Annotated in this window: 20 protein-coding genes; 8 read left to right on the top strand and 12 right to left on the bottom strand. The window is 72.9% G+C overall.

All coding sequences use genetic code 11. The features are described 5' to 3' along the window. Positions 1–10: 10 nt before the first annotated feature. Positions 11–997 carry a hypothetical protein gene (locus ACXJY8_RS17870; protein WP_463771490.1) on the bottom strand — a complete coding sequence of 329 codons (987 nt, stop codon included), beginning with the start codon at positions 995–997 and terminating at the stop codon, positions 11–13. Positions 998–1259: 262 nt separating this feature from the next. Here ACXJY8_RS17870 and ACXJY8_RS17865 point away from each other — a divergent pair, with 262 nt between their 5' ends. The 3 genes from ACXJY8_RS17865 to ACXJY8_RS17855 all read left to right on the top strand — a co-directional run bounded on the left by ACXJY8_RS17865 (position 1260) and on the right by ACXJY8_RS17855 (position 4361). Then, entirely contained in the window at positions 1260–1859 is a 600-nt protein-coding gene (locus tag ACXJY8_RS17865) for a superoxide dismutase (protein ID WP_056471824.1), read from the top strand. A 227-nt stretch (positions 1860–2086) separates the two neighbouring features. Further along, positions 2087–3622: a murein biosynthesis integral membrane protein MurJ gene (gene murJ / locus ACXJY8_RS17860; RefSeq protein ID WP_463771486.1), complete on the top strand. Its 1536-nt coding sequence runs from the start codon at positions 2087–2089 to the stop codon at positions 3620–3622. Between the two features lie 79 nt (positions 3623–3701). Next, on the top strand, positions 3702–4361 hold the full coding sequence (locus tag ACXJY8_RS17855) for a haloacid dehalogenase type II (RefSeq protein ID WP_463771483.1): 660 nt from the start codon (positions 3702–3704) through the stop codon (positions 4359–4361). Between the two features lie 31 nt (positions 4362–4392). Here the strand turns inward: ACXJY8_RS17855 and ACXJY8_RS17850 are convergent, their stop codons facing one another. Next, positions 4393–6081: a methyl-accepting chemotaxis protein gene (locus tag ACXJY8_RS17850; RefSeq protein ID WP_463771481.1), complete on the bottom strand. Its 1689-nt coding sequence runs from the start codon at positions 6079–6081 to the stop codon at positions 4393–4395. Between the two features lie 287 nt (positions 6082–6368). Further along, a complete protein-coding gene (gene tlpA / locus ACXJY8_RS17845; protein ID WP_463780765.1) occupies positions 6369–6995 on the bottom strand; it encodes a thiol:disulfide interchange protein TlpA in 627 nt (208 codons plus the stop codon). Between the two features lie 54 nt (positions 6996–7049). On the opposite strand from tlpA, the gene argH reads away from it, so the two are divergent. From argH to ACXJY8_RS17830, 3 genes are all read left to right on the top strand, one after another. Beyond that, positions 7050–8435 carry an argininosuccinate lyase gene (gene argH, locus ACXJY8_RS17840; protein WP_463771478.1) on the top strand — a complete coding sequence of 462 codons (1386 nt, stop codon included), beginning with the start codon at positions 7050–7052 and terminating at the stop codon, positions 8433–8435. A gap of 92 nt (positions 8436–8527) precedes the next feature. Further along, a complete protein-coding gene (locus ACXJY8_RS17835) occupies positions 8528–8842 on the top strand; it encodes a hypothetical protein (protein WP_463771474.1) in 315 nt (104 codons plus the stop codon). 96 nt (positions 8843–8938) lie between these two features. Continuing rightward, positions 8939–9634 carry an invasion associated locus B family protein gene (locus ACXJY8_RS17830; protein WP_463771470.1) on the top strand — a complete coding sequence of 232 codons (696 nt, stop codon included), beginning with the start codon at positions 8939–8941 and terminating at the stop codon, positions 9632–9634. 6 nt (positions 9635–9640) lie between these two features. Here the strand turns inward: ACXJY8_RS17830 and ACXJY8_RS17825 are convergent, their stop codons facing one another. The 3 genes from ACXJY8_RS17825 to ACXJY8_RS17815 form a co-directional block, all read right to left on the bottom strand. Next, positions 9641–10582: an ABC transporter ATP-binding protein gene (locus tag ACXJY8_RS17825; protein ID WP_463771468.1), complete on the bottom strand. Its 942-nt coding sequence runs from the start codon at positions 10580–10582 to the stop codon at positions 9641–9643. Positions 10583–10613: 31 nt separating this feature from the next. After that, positions 10614–10883 (bottom strand): hypothetical protein, encoded by a 270-nt coding sequence (locus ACXJY8_RS17820; RefSeq protein WP_463771465.1) that lies wholly within the window; start codon positions 10881–10883, stop codon positions 10614–10616. A gap of 196 nt (positions 10884–11079) precedes the next feature. Further along, positions 11080–11400, bottom strand: coding sequence for a PetM family of cytochrome b6f complex subunit 7 (locus ACXJY8_RS17815; RefSeq protein WP_463771463.1), 321 nt, complete (start codon positions 11398–11400; stop codon positions 11080–11082). Positions 11401–11608: 208 nt separating this feature from the next. On the opposite strand from ACXJY8_RS17815, the gene ACXJY8_RS17810 reads away from it, so the two are divergent. Together ACXJY8_RS17810 and ACXJY8_RS17805 are read left to right on the top strand one after the other, a co-directional pair. Beyond that, positions 11609–12325: an HAD family hydrolase gene (locus ACXJY8_RS17810; protein WP_463771460.1), complete on the top strand. Its 717-nt coding sequence runs from the start codon at positions 11609–11611 to the stop codon at positions 12323–12325. A gap of 408 nt (positions 12326–12733) precedes the next feature. Then, positions 12734–13063 (top strand): hypothetical protein, encoded by a 330-nt coding sequence (locus ACXJY8_RS17805; protein WP_463771457.1) that lies wholly within the window; start codon positions 12734–12736, stop codon positions 13061–13063. Between the two features lie 148 nt (positions 13064–13211). Here the strand turns inward: ACXJY8_RS17805 and tenA are convergent, their stop codons facing one another. The 6 genes from tenA to ACXJY8_RS17775 all read right to left on the bottom strand — a co-directional run bounded on the left by tenA (position 13212) and on the right by ACXJY8_RS17775 (position 17156). Beyond that, the gene (gene tenA, locus ACXJY8_RS17800; protein WP_463771455.1) at positions 13212–13913 is read right to left on the bottom strand and encodes a thiaminase II; all 702 of its coding nucleotides are present in this window, start codon (positions 13911–13913) and stop codon (positions 13212–13214) included. Then, positions 13910–14800 carry an aldose 1-epimerase family protein gene (locus ACXJY8_RS17795; RefSeq protein WP_463771453.1) on the bottom strand — a complete coding sequence of 297 codons (891 nt, stop codon included), beginning with the start codon at positions 14798–14800 and terminating at the stop codon, positions 13910–13912. The genes tenA and ACXJY8_RS17795 overlap by 4 nt, the downstream gene beginning before the upstream one ends. Before the next feature lie 57 nt (positions 14801–14857). Beyond that, positions 14858–15784 (bottom strand): penicillin-insensitive murein endopeptidase, encoded by a 927-nt coding sequence (gene mepA / locus ACXJY8_RS17790; protein WP_463780763.1) that lies wholly within the window; start codon positions 15782–15784, stop codon positions 14858–14860. A 154-nt stretch (positions 15785–15938) separates the two neighbouring features. After that, positions 15939–16481 (bottom strand): hypothetical protein, encoded by a 543-nt coding sequence (locus ACXJY8_RS17785; protein WP_463771450.1) that lies wholly within the window; start codon positions 16479–16481, stop codon positions 15939–15941. Between the two features lie 5 nt (positions 16482–16486). Next, positions 16487–16696, bottom strand: coding sequence for a TOBE domain-containing protein (locus tag ACXJY8_RS17780; RefSeq protein WP_055948660.1), 210 nt, complete (start codon positions 16694–16696; stop codon positions 16487–16489). A gap of 133 nt (positions 16697–16829) precedes the next feature. After that, the gene (locus ACXJY8_RS17775; RefSeq protein WP_463771446.1) at positions 16830–17156 is read right to left on the bottom strand and encodes a DUF2293 domain-containing protein; all 327 of its coding nucleotides are present in this window, start codon (positions 17154–17156) and stop codon (positions 16830–16832) included. Between the last annotated feature and the right edge of the window lie 208 nt (positions 17157–17364).

The following is a 17364-nucleotide window of genomic DNA, read 5'->3' as shown; positions in this document are numbered from 1 at the left end:
GAGCGCCGGGTCAGGCCGCGCCGCGGCTGTCGGTTTCCCCGCCCGCCTCGACGAAGGCCTTGAGCTCGTCGAGGGAGCCGAAGGTGAAGCGGCCGCGCGGCGTGTCGGCCTCGATCACGCCGGTGGAATACATCACGTAGGTGTTGCCGCCCGAGGCGTAGGTGCCGACGACCTGCGGCTCCTCGTCGACGGGGGGCTTGGGCTCGGCGGCGGGCGGCTCGGGCGCCGGTTCGGGCCTGTCGGCCGGCTCCTCCGCGAATGTGCCGGTCTCGACGAGGGACGGACGCAGGGCGATCGGTTCGGGCGTGGGAAGGGACGCGGTCTCGGCCTCGGGCTTAATCTCGGCCTCAGGCTTGGCCTCGGGCTCGAACGCGGGCTCGCTCTTGAGCGCAGGCACGGGCTCGGCGAACAGGGGCGCGTGTTCCGGCGGGGCCGCCGGCTCGGGTGCCGGGCGTTCGAACAGGTCGTCCTCCGTCGCGCGCAGATCGGGCTCCGCGGACCGCGGACGATCCTGGGGCTCCTCCGCGGGCAGCAGGTTCGGCAGCAGCGGCTCGGCGGCCTGCGGCTCCGGCGGCGCGGGATCGAAGAAGGTCGGCTCCAGGCCGGGGCGGGTGGAGGCGGCGCCCCCGAGGCTCGCTCCAGGGTTCGCTCCAAGACCCGCACCCAGACCCGCGCCGGCGCCGAGGCTCGCGGCGGTCAGGCTCGGCCGCGGGCGCTGGGGCGCGCCCGTCTCCGGGGTGCCGCCGACGAAACCGGTCTCCACCGAAGCGGCCGGGGGGGGCGCCGCGCGGGCCTCGCCGAGGGCCTGCGCCAGGCCGCGCAGGCGGCCCGCGACGACCGCCAGCCCGAGCACCACGGCGCCGGCCGAGGCCGTGGTGGCGCCCGCGATGGTCATGGCGAGGCCGCTCTCCAGCCGGACGAAGGGGAATCCCTGGATGACCGATACGATGCCGCCGACGATCATGACGGCGGCCAGCGCGAACAGCGCGATGCTCATGGACTTCTCGACAAACGCCTGCACCTTCAGATGCGGCGCGCACACTAAAGGCCTGGGAGGCATTTGCAAAACCCGCGATCGGCCGGCTCGCGCGTCCTCGCGCCTCACCCGCGCGCCTCACCCCCGGGCCGAGGCGCGCCGGCGGGCGCCGGGCATCGACTTCGCCCCGGCATCGACTTACGTAACGGCGCGTTGGTGCGGAGTTCGCGCACGGGTCGCGCGAAATCCAGCGTCCAATGTCTCACGAGCCGGAGAGTTGCCCATGACCTTCACCCTGCCCGAACTGCCCTACGCCTACGACGCGCTCGGCCCCTACATGTCGAAGGAAACCCTCGAGTTTCACCACGACAAGCACCACAAGGCCTATGTCGACACGGGCAACAAGCTGCTCGAGGGCACGGGGCTCGAGGGCAAGAGCGTCGAGGAGGTCCTGACCTCGGCCTACGGCAATAACCAGCCGCTCTTCAACAATGCCGGCCAGCACTACAACCACATCCACTTCTGGCAGTGGATGAAGCCGAACGGCGGCGGCGCCGCCCCGGGCGCGCTCGCTAAGAAGATCGACGAGGATCTCGGCGGCTTCGAGAAGTTCAAGGCCGACTTCATCCAGGCCGGCATCGGCCAGTTCGGCTCGGGCTGGGCCTGGCTCGCGGTCAAGGATGGCAAGCTCGCCATCATGAAGACCCCGAACGGCGAGAACCCCCTCGTGCACGGCGCCAAGCCGATCCTGGGCGTCGACGTCTGGGAGCACTCCTACTACATCGACTACCGCAACCGTCGTCCCGACTACCTCAAGGCGTTCATCGAGAACCTGGTGAACTGGGAGCACGTCGAGAAGATGTACGGCGAAGCCACCGCGTAAGGTTTTCCGCCCGGCCATTCGCGCCGCGAGCCACCTGGCTCGCGGCGTTGCCGTGTCCGGTCCTGGGTCCGGCCTTGGGTCCGACTTTGGGTCCGGTCCTGGGCTCGTTCGCCGCCCCGGATTGCAGGCGCGATCCTGCCTCGGCATCTCCGCACTGACTTCCCCAGGCGCCCGAGTCCCTCCCCCGCGGAGAGGGGAGGGTTCCGTCGCGCGCGTCGAGCGAGCCCATGATCCGCAGCATCCTCTCCGTCGGCGGCTGGACGCTGGTCTCCCGCGTCACCGGCTTCGCCCGCGACGTCGTGATGGCCGCGATCCTGGGGGCGGGGCCGCTCGCCGACGCCTTCGTGGTGGCGTTCCGCCTGCCGAACCACTTCCGGGCGATCTTCGGCGAGGGCGCCTTCAACACCGCCTTCGTGCCGAGCTATGCCGGCCTCTCGGAGACGGACAAGGCCGAGGCCGGTGCGGCGCGGCGCTTCGCCGACCGCATCTTCACCCTGATGCTCCTCGTGCAGATCGCCGTCCTGGCCCTCGCCCTGGCGGCGATGCCCTGGGTGGTGCGGGCCCTGGCGCCGGGCTTCTCCGAGGACCCCGAGCGCTTCGCCCTGGCCGTGTCGCTGACCCGGATCACCTTCCCGTACCTCCTGTTCATCACCCTGGTCACCCTGTTCTCCGGCCTCCTCAACGCCCATCGGCGCTTCGCGGTGGCGGCCGGCGCGCCGGTGCTGCTGAACCTGTCGATGCTGGTCGCGCTGGGACTCGCCGCGCTGTTTCCGAACGCCGCCTACGCCGCCGCCTGGGGCGTGACTGTCTCGGGCGTGCTGCAATTCACCCTCGTCTGGTGGGATTGCCGGCGGGCGGGCATCGCCCCCGCCCTGACGACCCCGACCCTGCGCGACCCGGCGATGCGGCGCTTCTTCAAGGTGCTGGGCCCGGCGGTGATCGGCTCGGCCGGGTTCCAGATTGCCTCCTTCGCCGACACCATCCTGGCGAGCCTCCTTCCCACCGGGGCGATCTCGGCGCTGTGGTACGCCGACCGGCTCTACCAGCTGCCCTTCGGGGTCATCGCCATCGCGGCCGGCACGGTGCTGCTGCCGGAGATGAGCCGGCGCATCGCCGCCGGCGACGTCGCCGGGGCGCACGCGGCGCAGAACCGGGCGGCGGGCTTCTCCCTCGCCCTCTCGGCGCCCTTCACGGTGGCCTTCCTCACCTTGCCGGCCCTCATCATGGCGGCCCTGTTCCAGCGCGGCGCCTTCGGGGCCGAGGATGCGGCCCGGGCGGCCTCGGTGCTCGCCGCCTACGGGCTGGCGCTGCCCGCCGTGGTGCTCCTGCGCAGCGCGCTGGCGAGCTTCTACGCCCGCCAGGACACGATGACCCCGCTCATCGCCTCCCTCACCGCCATCGCGATCAACGTCGCCCTCAAGGTGGTGCTCACCGGGCCCTACGGCGTCACCGGCCTCGCGATGGCCACCGCCATCGGCCAGTGGGTCAATCTCGGCATCCTGGTGGCGCTCGCCTGGCGGCGCGGCTGGATGGCGCCGGGCCGGACCCTCGGCGTCACCGTCCTCGGCGTCGTGGCGGCCTGCATCGCGCTCGCGGCCACCGCTGTCTACGGCCTGCCGCTGGCCGACGCCCTGGTGCCGGCCCTGCCGCGCCTGCGCGAGATCGCGGTGCTGGGCTTGCTCGGGATCGCCGGAACGCTGGTCTACGCCGTGCTGTTATTGGGGACGCTGCGCCTCTTCGGAATCCGCCTGCGACGCGCCTGAATTCCGCGCGCGATCCGCGTGACGGCGAAGGCCGCCGTCCCAGTGAGCATCGACCGCCTCCCGCTGTGAGAAGTCCCGCATGGCCGAATCCCCCCGCATCGCCGTCTTCGACGCCTACGGCACCCTGTTCGACGTCCATGCGGCGGTGGCGCGCCATGCCGCCGCGATCGGGCCGGAGGCGATGGCCCTGTCCGAGACCTGGCGCGCCAAGCAGCTCGAATATTCCTGGGTGACCGGCCTGATGGGGCGCCACGCCCCGTTCTGGGACCTGACCGAGCGGGCCCTGGACTACGCTCTGGCGCGCTGTCCCGGCGTCGACCGGGCGCTCCGGCCCCGCCTGCTCGACGCCTATCGCGACCTCGACGCCTACCCGGAGGTGCCCGGCACGCTCCGGGCCCTGCGCGCGGCGGGCTGGCGGACCGCCATCCTCTCCAACGGCGACGCGGCGATGCTGGAGCGGGCGGCGACCTCCGCCGGGCTGGCGGACGCCTTCGACGCGGTGCTCTCGGTGGAGACGGCCCGGACCTTCAAGACCGCCCCGGCCGCCTACCGCGTCGCCACGGAGCGGTTCGGGGTGGCGCCCGGCGCCGTGCTGTTCTGCTCGTCGAACCGCTGGGACGTGGCGGGCGCGGCCGCCTTCGGCTTCCGGCCGGTCTGGGTCAACCGCACAGGGTTGCCCGACGAGTACCCGGACGATCCGCCCGAGCGGGTGATCGCGGGCCTCGACGCCCTGCTCTGAGCGCGGCTCTTGAGCCGCCCGGACGCGGCCCTTAGGCCGCCCGGATGGTGGCGAGGAAGTGGGCGACCTGTCCGCCGAGCGCGTCCGACTGGCGCGAGAGCTCGCTCGCCGAGGCCAGCACCTGGGCGGCGGCCGCCCCCGTCTCCTCGGCGGCCCCGGCCACGCCGGCGACGTTCTGGGTGACCTCGCCGGTCCCGACCGAGGCCTGGGCGACGTTGCGCACGATCTCCTGGGTGGCCGCGCCCTGCTCCTCGACGGCCGCCGCGATGGACGTCGCCACGTCGCTGATCTCGCGGATGCGGCCGGTGATGCCGCCGATCGCCTCCACCGCCTGGCCCGTGGAGGCCTGGATGCGGGCTATCTGGCCGGTGATCTCGTCGGTGGCCCGGGCGGTCTGGTTGGCGAGTTCCTTGACCTCGGCGGCGACCACGGCGAAGCCGCGGCCGGCTTCCCCGGCGCGGGCCGCCTCGATGGTGGCGTTGAGCGCCAGCAGGTTGGTCTGGCCCGCGATGGTCGAGATCATCGCCACCACGTCGCCGATGCGCTGGGCCGCCTCGCTGAGGTCGCGCACGAAGGTCGCGGTCTGGCCGGCATTGGTCACCGCCTCGCGGGCGAGGGTGGCCGAGCCCTGAACCTGGCGGCCGATCTCGACCACGGAGGAGCCGAGTTCCTCGGCGGCCGCCGCCACCGTGGTAACGTTGGAGGAGGCTTCCTCGGCGGCCGCCGCCACGGTGACGGAGCGCTGCGCGGTCTCGCCGGCATTGACCGACATGCTGCCGGCGGTGGCCTGCAGCTGCGCCGCCGCCGTGCCGACCTGAGCCACGACGCCGCCCACCGCGGCCTCGAACTGGTCGGCGAGCGTGCGCATGGTCTCCCGGCGCAGGGCCTCGGCGCCGGCCCGGGCCGCCGCGGTCTCGGATTCGAGGGCGCGGGTGCGCAGGAGGTTGTCCTTGAAGACCTGCACGGCGCCCGCCATCGCGCCGATCTCGTCGCCGCGCCCGGCTCCCGGCACGGCGATCGTGGCGTCGCCGTCGGCGAGGCGGCCCATGGCGTCGGTCATCCGGCGCAGGGGGCGGCTGACGCCGAGGGTGAGGCCGATGGCGGCGCCGGCCGCGATCAGCAGGGCGACGCCGACCAGGATCGTGGTGACGAGGGAGGCGGTGTCGTAGGTGTCCTGGGCGCGGGCGCCGCTGGCGGCGGCGCTGCGCTCCTCGTACTCGACAAGCTTCTGGAGCGGGCCGAGCACCATGTTCACCCCCGCCGACATCTCGACGTTGTAGATGCGCTGTGCCGCCGCGCCGTCGCCAGCCTTCACCAGCCCGATCACCGATTCCTGCATCGCCTTGTAGGCGGTCCAGTTCGTCTCGAAGGTCTGATAGAGGGCGGCGGCCTCCGGGGCCTTGGGCCGTGCGGCGAAGGCGGTCTGGACGGCGGTCATCTCGGCCTCCCGCTTGGCCAGGGTCGCCGAGACCTCGTTGCGCAGCTCGGGCGTATCGGCGGTGATCAGCCGCGCGCCGTTGGTGCGGGTGCGCAGCACCAGCACCTGGATCTTGCCGAGGAGCTGCACGTTCGGCACGCGTTCGTCGCGCATCTCGCGCGCGACCTCGTTCACGGAGCGCAGCTGCACCAGCGCCGACACGCCGATTCCCGCCACGAGAAGGAAAACGAGGCCGAAGCTGAGGAACAGCTTCGTTCGGATGGACAGGGAGCCGAACGACATGATGCGACGAGCCGGGTTCGAGAGCCGAATGTCGATCTTGACCAGCGAAGATTAAAATTTCGCCCCGATCCGCGCGGGAGCGACTTGTATTGCGTAGTCTTGTCTAGGAAGTGGAGATTACATCGGCGTTGCAACAGACTGGGATGATTCAACGACGAGGATCGTGCGGACCGAAATCCGCGCGCCGGCCATCTCTCATGTTGTAGGAACGAATCCTAATGTAATCCTGGGTTGTAGGCATCGAGGCCGTGTCCCCATTGGGCCGTGCCGCCCGTGCCACGAGGCGGTCAGGATCGGCCCAGGGCGGCCTCGATCAGCCGGATTCCGTCCGCGCTGTCCCACTCCGCCGGCCCCTTCATCACTCCGAGGGTGCAGCCGCGCCCGTCCACCAGCAAGGTCGTGGGCAGGCCGAGGGAGCCGGTGGCCTTCTGGATCGCCGGCAGCACCCGGCCGCCCGGATCAGCATAGTAGGCCAGCCGGGCGATGCCGTTCTGCTTGAGCCAAGCGGGGGGAGCGTCGAGGTTGCGGGTGTCGACGTTGATCGCCACCACGGTGAAATCCGGGCCGCCGAGGCGGGCCTGGAGCCGGTCGAGGGCCGGCATCTCGGCCTTGCAGGGGGCGCACCAGGTCGCCCACAGGTTCACGAGGCGCAGGCCCGCCACGCCCGCGAGGCTGGCCTCGGCGCCGTCCGGTCCCCGGAAGGCGAGGGCGGGGGCGGGCACCGGCGGGACCGCGACCTGGAGGGCGGCGACCTCGCCCCGCGCCAGGGGCGCGATCCGGCCCGCCGCGGCGGCCGAGGCCGTGCAGGGAGCGGAGTTGCCGCCGGTCGAGCCCGTCCCGTATACGGCAAGCCATGCGCCGCACAGGGCGACGAGGGCGGCTCCGCCGGCGAGGATCGCCCGGGTGCCGGGCATCATCGTTGCTTGCCCGGGTGGGCAGGGCGAAGGGCTGGAAGGGTCATTGACAGCATGAGCAACCGGATGTGGGGCGGGCGCTTCGCGAGCGGCCCCGCCGAGATCATGGAGGAGATCAACGCCTCCATCGGGTTCGACAAGCGCCTCGCGCCCCAGGACATCCGCGGCTCGCTGGCGCATGTGGCGATGCTGGGTGCAGCCGGCATCCTGCCATCCACCGATGTGGCCGCGATTCAAGACGGCCTCAAGGCCGTGCGCGACGAAATCGAGGCGGGCGGTTTCGTGTTCAAGCGCGAGCTCGAGGACATCCACATGTCCGTCGAGAGCCGCCTCACCGAGATCGTCGGCCCGGCAGCCGGGCGCCTGCATACCGCGCGCTCGCGCAACGACCAGGTCGCCACCGACATGAAGCTGTGGGTGCGCGACACCCTGGACAGCCTCGACGCCCAGGCGGCCGACCTGCAGCGGGCGCTGGCCGAGAAGGCCCTGGCGCATGCCGGCACGGTGATGCCGGGCTTCACCCACCTGCAATCGGCCCAGCCGGTCACCTTCGGGCACCATTGCCTCGCCTACGTGGAGATGCTGGCCCGCGACCGCGGCCGGTTCCGCGATGCCCGTGCGCGGCTCAACGAGTGCCCGCTCGGCGCCGCGGCGCTGGCCGGCACCTCCTTCCCCATCGACCGGCACGCCACGGCCGCGGCCCTGGGCTTCGACCGGCCCACCGCGAACTCGCTCGATTCGGTGGCCGACCGCGACTTCGCCCTCGAATCGCTCGCCGCCGCCTCGATCTGCGCCGTCCACCTCTCGCGCTTCGCCGAGGAGCTCGTGGTCTGGACCTCGGCCCAGTTCAACTTCATCCGGCTGTCGGACGGCTACACCACCGGCTCGTCGATCATGCCGCAGAAGCGCAACCCGGACGCGGCGGAGCTGGTGCGGGCGAAGTCCGGCCGCGTCATCGGCGCGCTCACGGGCCTGCTCATCGTGATGAAGGGCCTGCCGCTCGCCTATTCGAAGGACATGCAGGAGGACAAGGAGGGCACCTTCGACGCCCTCCAGGCGCTCTCCTTGTGTCTCGCCGCCATGACCGGCATGGTGCGCGACCTCGAGCCCAACGCCCCGGTGCTCGCCCGCGCCGCCGGGTCCGGCTACGCCACCGCCACCGACCTCGCCGACTGGCTGGTGCGCGAGCTCGGCCTGCCGTTCCGCGAGGCGCACCACGTCACCGGCCGCCTCGTCGGCGCGGCCTCTGCCCGCAACGTCGGGCTGGAGGAGCTCTCCCTGGCGGAGATGCAGGCCGCCGAGCCGCGGATCACGCCGGCGGTCTACGCCGTGCTCGGCGTCGAGAACTCGGTCTCGAGCCGCACCAGCTACGGCGGCACCGCGCCGGACAACGTGCGGTCGCAGGCGAACCGCTGGCTCGCGGCGCTCGGGCAGGACTGAGGCGAAAGAACCCGAATCGGGGCAGGTGCGTTCACGGCTCAGCTATGTGATGCTGTGTAGGACCCTGTCCCGAGCCTCTCGGAGATCTTCTCATGCCCGCTGCTGAAAGCTGGATTGCGCCGGATGACGTCCCCGCCCTCGCGGCCGAGGCCACGGCCCTGATCGACACCGCCCTGAGCCGCCTGCCCGAGGACGACCGGGTCGCGTTCTGGGCCTCGGTGCGCAAGTGCTACAACACGCCCTACAACGATCCGAAGCCCCGCGCGCTGCCGCGCCTGCCGATGTCCGCGGCTTCCGCGGCGGCGGGTCCGGCCCCCGCGGAGGCCCCCGCCCTGTCGACGCTGGCCGCCCCCGCCCTCGCGAGCGTGATGGCGGCGTTCTCCGGCGCCGAGACCCACGCCGCCTGATCGGGGCGGGCACGCAATCCTGAAACCGGCGCCCCGCGGCGCCGAACATCCGGACGGTCGGGTCTTTCGGCCCGGCGACGTCCCGAAGGGTCTTCCATGGTTCCTGTTCTGCGACGCGGCCTCCGACTCGGGGCCGCCTTCCTCGTCCTGTCCGGCCCCGCCGCCCTCGTCGGCGCCCCCCATCCCTTCGCGGCCGGCCCGGCCCGAGCCCAGGTGCCGGAGGCCGCCCCCGAGGAGGCGGAGGCCCCGGGCCGCAAGAAGTCCCGCCGGGGGCGCGAGCGGGCCTCGAAGGCCGCCGTGACAGCGCCCGGCATGCAGCAGGCGACGCCGGTGGCGATCTTCGGCGACTGGAACGTGTTCGCCAACGGCCAGGGCAAGACCCGCGTCTGCTACGCCATCGCCCAGCCGCAGACGCGCTCGCCCAAGACCCTGAAGCGCGACACGGCCTACCTCTTCGTCACCGTGCGCAAGGCCGAGAACGTGGCCAACGAGGTCGCGGTGATGCTGGGCTTCCCGGCCAAGCCCGCGGGGAGCCAGGCCAAGGCCAATGCGGGCCCGGCGTCCACCGACCCGACCCTGAACCTCGGCGCCACCCGCTACGGCCTCGTCACCAAGGACAACAACGCCTGGCTCCAGAACCCGGCGGAGGAGACCCGGGTGGTCACCGAGATGACCCGCACGCCGAAGCTGCAGATCAAGACCACCTCGATGCGGGGCAATCCCACCAGCGACGAGTACGCCCTGGCCGGGTTCGGCGACGCGATGAAGCGCGCCCGCGAGGAGTGCAAGTAAGGGGGGCTACCCCGCCGCCCGGGCCGCCTCGGCCCGGATCGCCGCCAGAGTGAGATGGGCCGGCGGGCCGTCGCCGGCGAGGTTGAGCCCGTCGGCCCCGGAGGCGAGGAGGAGCGACAGCGCCTCCCGCAGCGAGGCCCCGGCGGCGATGGCGGGGGCGTCCGGCACGGCGCCGGGGCGCGCCAGGCTCCCGGCGGCGATCAGGGCGAGACGGCGCAGGGCCCGGTCCTGCCCGACGAAGCCGGCGACGAAGGCGTCGGCCGGGGCGGCGAGGAGGCGCTCGGGCGTGTCGGCCTGGACGATGCGGCCGGCGCGCATCAGCACGACCCGGTCGCCCATGCGCATCGCCTCGTCGATGTCGTGGGTGACGATGAGCACGGTCTTGCCCAGGCGCCGCAGGATGGCACCGATCTCGGCCTGTAGGCGGTCGCGGGCGACGGGGTCCACCGCGCCGAAGGGCTCGTCCATCAGCAGGACCGGCGGGTCGGCCGCGAGCGCCCGGGCGACGCCGACGCGCTGGCGCTGGCCGCCGGAGAGCTCGTGCGGGCGGCGCGCCCGGTACTGGGCCGGATCGAGCCCGACGAGGTCGAGCATCGCGTCGACCCGCTCGGCGATCCGGGCCCGCCCCCAGCCGAGCAGGCCCGGCACGGTGCCGACGTTGTCGGCGACGCTGCGATGGGGAAACAGGCCGACGCCCTGGAGCACGTAGCCGATGCGCCGGCGCAGGGCGACGGGGTCGCCCCGCATCACGTCCTGGCCGGCCACCAGCACCCGGCCGGAATCCGGCTCGACCAGCCGGTTGACCATGCGGAGCGTGGTGGACTTGCCGCAGCCGGACGGGCCGATCAGGGCGCAGACGCTGCCCTCGGCGACGGCGAGGTCGAGGGCGTCGACGGCCGGGCGTTCGGCCCCGGGGAACCGCTTGCTGACGCCCTCCAGGCGGATCACGGGGCCTGGGCCGGCGCGCGGTCCGGCGGCCTCAGCAGCCCTTGCAGATCGAGCCCATGGTGGTGCGCATCTTGGTGTCCCAGGCCTTGTCGCGGGCGGCGGAGGCGCGCTGGGCCTTGGCCATGTCCGCCTCGGTGGAGGCGCGGGTATAGGGGGCCTTGCCCGCATCCGCCCGGCCCGGCGGCTTGGTCACCCCGGTCGGGGCGATGTTGCGCGGGGGCGCGCCCGGCGAGGGCTGAGCCAGGACCGGCGCGGCACCGAGGAGGACGGCCAGGGCGGAGGCGGCGACGATGCGGGACATGATGGCGGACGATCCCTGACAGGTGACGAAGCGTCGGGACGGCCGGGCGTGACCGGTCCCGCGACCCGCTGGTCCCGTGCGTCTACGACGAAGACCGTCCGGGATTATGGCACCTCGGCCGCGCGGCGCGAGGGATCGGCCGGGCAGCGCGTGCGAAATGGCACTCCTGGCGGGCGGTTCCCCGCCCGGCGCCGGCTCAGGGGCCGCTGAGGAAGCCGATCCGCTCCCGCGCCGGCTGGCCGAGCCAGAGCAGGACGGCGCCGATCACGAGGCCGATCAGGGCGGCGGGCGCGAGGGTGAGGGGCAGGACCAGGATCTTCCAGAGCCAGGGGGCGACGCTCTCCACCGTGCCCTGGAGGGCGTTCGCCCGGTCCTTGAACAGGGTGAAGGCGAGGTCGCTGACGCTGGTGACCCGCAGGGTGTTGTTCGCGATTGAGCGGGCGCCGTCATAGACGAGGCAGACGAAGCCCGCCGCCAGGAAGACGAGGCCGAGGAAGCGGCTGAGGAAACGGACCATCGTACCCGATCGCACCCGCCGGCATCCGCGCCGGCCCTGGGGCTGAGTAGGAGGGCGCGCCGATGGGCGCAAGCCACCGACGCCGGTGCCGCCGATACCGGACCCTGGCGGCCTCGCGGTTTGCGCCGGATGGCGAGCGCGCCATATGCGGGCACGGGGCCGCGCCGCGGGCGGGGCCCGGCCGCAACCCGAGAGCCGACCCAGACCCATGCGCGATGCCTCCGCCCTCCTCGACCCGGTGCCCGCGCCCGGCGAGACCGCCCCGCCCCTCGGGCTGGTGATCTTCGATTGCGACGGGGTGCTCGTCGACAGCGAGCCGATCAGCCTGGCGCGCCTCACGGCCGGCCTCAACCGCATCGGCGTGCCCATCGACGTCGAGACCGTGCGGGCGCGCTTCGCCGGTACCTCGATGGTCTCGATCATGGGCCACATCGCGCAGGATTACGGGATCACGGCGCCGGAGGGCTTCGTCGAGGCCGTGAAGGCGGACACGCTCCGGGCCTTCGACACGGAGCTGCGCGCGGTGGCGGGCGTCGCCGCGGCGGTGTCCGCCCTCGGCCTGCCCTCCTGCGTCGCCTCGAGCAGCGACCCCGTGCGGCTGCGCCATTCCCTGGGCCTCACGGGGCTGCTGCCGCTGTTCGAGGGGCGGATCTTCTCCTCGACCATGGTGGCGCGGGGCAAACCGGCGCCGGACCTGTTCCTCCACGCCGCCGCCACGATGGGCGTCGCCCCCGCGGCCTGCCTCGTCATCGAGGACAGCGTGCCCGGCGTCACGGCGGCCCGCGCCGCCGGCATGCGGGTGGTCGGCTTCAGCGGCGGCGGGCACTGGGTCCACGATCCGGCGGCCGCGGACCTGACCCGGGCCGGCGCCGCCCGGATCTTTCGCGATTACCGGGATCTCGCCGGCGTCATCGCGGCCGCTTGATCGGGTTTACGAAGGAAGCACGCGCGCCGGCGGCCGAGCGAGGCCGTTTCTGCCAAGGATTGCACTGCATTCGGAAGATCGATCCGTTGACGAAATGCGGTCTGATGAGCATCTTGAAGACGTCCGGCGACGCCACTTGGTGCCGCCGGACCGCGGTGATTTGAAGTGTGTAGCTTGCGCCGCGTCATCAAACGCTAAAGCACCGCGATGCGCTCGCGCCTCGTGGTCCTTCTTTGAAAGGATGACTTGCCGTGACTGTCTGCAACGCAATCCCTGGGCGGGGCGATGCCTCGGCTCTCCCGTCCTCGGCTCTCCGGGCCCAACGCGGCTGCTGTCGACGCTGACCTCTCCGTCGCGTCCCACCGTTCGTTGTCCGCCGGCCCCGCGCCGGCCACCGGAGTCCTTGTCATGCCCCATCTTCAGATCGAGGCCGAGCGGGCGCTCAATCGCCTGCACGCGCCCCCCGGCTTCGTGGATCACCGGGCGGAGCGCGCCCGCAACCGCCTCCATGCCGAGCCCGCCCCGCCGCGGGTGATCGAGATCGGCGAAATCACCGCCGGGATCGCCGTGCCCGAGCCGGGCGGCGTGCGCTTCTTCTCGTCGAGCCGCGACTTCGCCCCCCTCGACGGCACGGTCTTCCGCAGCGTCGAGCAGGCGGCCCGCGCCGCCCGGGACCGGTTCCGCAGCCGGACCCGCCTGGGCGCCGGCGCGCGGGCGCCCCGGCTCCAGGCCCTGTGAGCGTCGTCCGTCGCGGGTCGATCCCTCCGGGTCCGGGCTTGCCTGCGGCGCCCCGGAATGACGGCGCGGTGCCGTCTGCGATCAACTGGCCTGCATGCAGAGGGCCTGACGCGAGCGTGCCGACCGACGTGACCGGCCGGAGCGGGTTTCAGACCGGCCAGGCCGCGTCGCGATAGGCCCCGTCCCAGAACAGGTATTCGAGGCGGGTGGCCTGCGTGTAGACCCGGTGCATCCCGGCCCGGACCTCCGGCGAGGCGCTCCGGGCGGCCTCGTCGGTGGCGGCGATCATGGCGGCGACCGCCTGCGCGAACTCCTCGCCCGCATAGGTGTCGATCCAGGCGCGGTACGGATTGTCGGCCCGCGCCCGGGCGAAGATGTCCCGGCCGATCTCGGCATAGATCCAGAAGCAGGGCAGCAGCGCCCCGAGCACCACGGCGTAGGGCTCCGCATAGGCGGTGGCCACGAGGTAGGACACGTAGTGGTCGCAGGGCGGCGAGAGCGGGGTCTTCGCGAAGGTCTCGGCGTCGATGCCGTAATCGCGGAAGAAGCCGCCGTGGAGCGAGCGCTCCACCACGATGGCGGTCTCGGCCGCCCGGGCGAACTGCACCATCCGGTCGGGGTTCGGCGCCTTGGCGGCGGCGAGCGCCAGGGCGCGGCCGAAGCCCACGAGGTAGTGCGCGTCCTGCACGATGTAGTGGATGAAGCGCGCCCGGGTCAGGGTGCCGGCGGCGAGCTCGGCATTGAACGGCATGGTGCGGATGGCCTCGTAGGCCGCCGCGTTGCGGGCCCAGGCCTGTGCGGAAAAGGCTTCCTCGGAGAGCGATGTCTCGGGCGGGACCGTGCCGGTCATGCTCGGGTCTCCCGCTCGAAGGACAGGGTGACGCCGTGGCGGGCGCGACCGCCCGGCGCCAGCAGGCGCTGCGAATCGCGGTCCTTGAGATCGCCCGCGAAGCCGGCCCAGTCGGCATGGCCGGTCCAGCATTCCAGCGAGAGGAAGGGCGCCGTCGGCTTGGTCCAGACCGCGAGGTGGGGGAAGTCCGACACCGCGAGGCGGATCGCCGTGCCGTCCGGGCCTGTGAAGCGCATCCAGCCGCTCGCCGCATCGCGGAAGACCAGTGCCTCGGTGAAGAGCGCCGGATCGAGGGGCAGGGTGTCGCCCTCCAAGGGGATCGGCCGCTCGTCGCGCAGGAGCAGCCCGCCCGCCCCGACCTCGGGGGCGAAGGGGCGCTCGGGGTGCTCGAACCGGACCGCGTAGCCGCCCCCGGCCGCCCGGGTGCCGCCGGCGAAGGGCCAGGGAAAGGCCGGGTGGAAGCCGAGCCCGTAGGGCAGGGGCACCGTGTCGGTGTTCTCGATCCAGATCTCGAAATCGAGGAGCCCGGGGCCGACCCGGGCCGTGATGTCGAGGCGGAAGGTGTAAGGGTAGTGCACCCGGGTCTCGGCGCTGTCGGCGAGGCGCAGGCTCACGCTGTCGCCGGAGCGCTCGATCACCGTGAAGGGCAGGTCGCGGGCGAAGCCGTGCTGGGGCATCGGGTAGGCCGCCTCGCCCACATGGACCGTGCCGCCGGTCGAGGCGCCGACCACGGGGAAGAGCCAGGGCGCGTGCCGATTCCAGTGCGCCGGGTCGCCGCTCCAGAGGTACTCGCCGCCCCCGACCCGCCAGGAGACGGGCTCGGCCCCGTCGGCATCGATGACCGCCTGCGTGCCGTCGCCGGCCGTGATCGTGATCCGTTCGCCCATCGCTCGTCCTGTCGTCCGGCTGGCCGTCCCCGCGCCGGGAGCGGCGGGAGAGGTGCTTCAGCGCGCCTTGAGCACCGCCCGGCAGGCGGCCGGCAGCGCGGCCATCGTCATCGGCGGCTTCGGGCGCGCCGGCTTCGTCGCGGGCTTCGGGTTCATGATCGCGTCGCTGAACCAGTAGGCCAGCTCCTCGCCGCAGCCGTCGCCGGCGGGCGGCGGGGCCTGGTCGCCGCATTGGTCCTGGCCAGCCGGGCAGGCGAGGCGGATGTGGTAGTGGTAGTTGTGCCCGTACATCGGCCGCACCTTGGAGAGCCAGGCGCGGTCGCCGCCGGCCTCGCGGCACAGGGCCTTCTTGATCGCCGGGTTGACGAAGATGCGCGCCACCTCGCGCTCCTGGGCCGTCATCCGGATCAGCTTGAGGTGCTCGGGGGTCCAGACCTGCGGGTCGATGTCGAGGCGGTCGGGCCGGACCACGTTGGTGGCGGAGGTCTCCTCGCGCTCGACCCGGCTCATGCGGTGGTCGGGCATCGGGGTCAGCCAGACATCGGCGTCGAGGCCGAGCTGGTGCGAGGCGTGGCCGGTGAGCATCGGGCCGCCGCGGGGCTGGGACATGTCGCCGACGAGGAGGCCGTTCCAGCCGATGCGGGGCGCCTTGGCGGCCAGGCGCTCCAGGAAGTCGACGAGCGGCGGAGTGCCCCACATCCGGTTGCGCGATAGGCGCATGACCTGCCAGTTCGGCCCGTCGACGGCCAGGGCCTCGCCGCCCGAGAAGCAGCCCTTGGCATAGGAGCCGTAGGCGTGGGCAGGGCCCGGCGCCGGGGTGGTGGCCCGGCCGAACAGGGCCTTGGCCGGCGTGTCCGGGGCGTCCGGGTTGGCGAGCGGCGGCAGCGGCTTCGGGTTGACGCTGCCCCGGTCCTGGGCCTGGGCGGACAGGCTCAGACAGGGGCCGAGGAGCAGCAGCGTCGCGAGGCGGAGGCGAAGGGTCAGCGGAGGGCTCCCGGGATCGCGTCCCCGCCGGGCGGGGCGCCGAGGATCGTCTGAGGCGAAGGGTCGAGGGCGAAGGGTCGAGGGCGAAGGGTCGAGGTCTCGGCGCCACGCTAGTCCATCGGGGATCGCCCCGTCGAGGGTCCGCGGCGCCGCCCTACTCCGCCGGCGCCACGGCGATCCGGATCGTGTCGGCGGGCGCGCCGCTGACCAGGAGGGTGATCGGCGCGGTGCCGAGCTGGAAGCGCACGCTCTTGGCAAGCAGGGGGCAGCCGGGCCGCATCGTGCTCGCGGTCGGGGGCCGGGTGGTCTTGCCGTCCTGGCTCACGTCGATCCAGGCGGGCTGCGACAGGGTGACCTGATAGGCCCCCGGAGACAGGGGCGCCTCGAGCCGCAGCAGGCCGCCATAGGTGCCGGGCTTCGGCTCCCGCGACGGCGGGACGGGCGCCTCGACCGCGTCCTGCGGCTTCATGGCCAGGATCGCGGCCGGCATCGCCGCCGGCAGGGTGCCGCCGGACTCGACCCGGGGCAGGCTCGCGGCCGAGAACCAGGCCTGCTCGCGCAGGAGCGACCAGTCGAACTGCGTGCAGGCCGCCGGGTCTGCGGCCGGCATCGCACCGGGCTCGCGGGGCGGCGGGTCCTGCGCCCAGGCCGACGGGGCGGACAGGGCGAGGAGCGCGAGCGCGGCGAGCCGGCGCATCGTCCTCAATCCACCGCCACCAGCACGTCGGAGGACTTCACCACGGCATAGGCCTCGCCGCCCACGGTGAGCTTCAGGCTGTCGACAGATTCGTTGGTGATCGAGGCGGTGACCAGCTGGCCGCCGGCGATCTCGATCTTCACATGGGCCGTGGTGGCCCCCTTCTCGACCGAGACGACCTTGCCTTTGAGGACGTTGCGCGCGCTGATCTTCATGACGACCTGTTCCCTGTACTGGACCGGCCCGGGGGGAGGGGGCCGGCGCGGCGGGACGATGCCGTCCGGGCCGGCGCGGTGCAAGGTGCCCGGATGCAACCCAGCACCGGAGCCCACGCGACCGTGATCGCGCTCAGGCGGACTCGTCGTCCTCCGGCGCGGCGGTCTCCTCCTCCGAGACCCGGCGGCGCGAGCCCCATTCGGCCAGCACGGCGTTGAGGTCGTCGAGGACGAAGTGCCGGGCGCTGTCGCGGTCGTAGCCCTCGTCCAGCAGGGCGTCGTACTCGGTGAAGACGTGGCGGGCATAGGACACCAGGGCGAGCCAGGCCGCGTTGTCCGGGCGCGCGTTGCGCAGGCCCGGACTCGCCAGGGCGCGGTCGACCACCGCCTCCGACTCGAATTCGGGCAGGCGCGGGGCGAGTTGCGCCAGGGCCGCCGCCACGACCTCGCGCCGGTTCATCGCCCGTCTCCCATCCATCCCACCCCTTGCCGTCCGCACCGTGCGGGCAGGAGGTGCGCGACCGGGCCGCAAAAGTCCACGCCCGCCGATCGTCGCCCCGAGGCGGGTCGTCACGCCGGGGCGGAGCGATCGGACGAGGTCCGCGAGGTTTGTCGGAGATGCCCAGTGCTGGCCCGTGCCGGGTGGGATTTCGCCCAGCCCGTATCCC

It is taken from the genome of Methylobacterium sp. TK31, assembly GCF_055361545.1.
The sequence above is the reverse complement of the archived record's forward strand: the minus strand, read 5'-3'. Positions and strand labels throughout refer to the sequence as shown.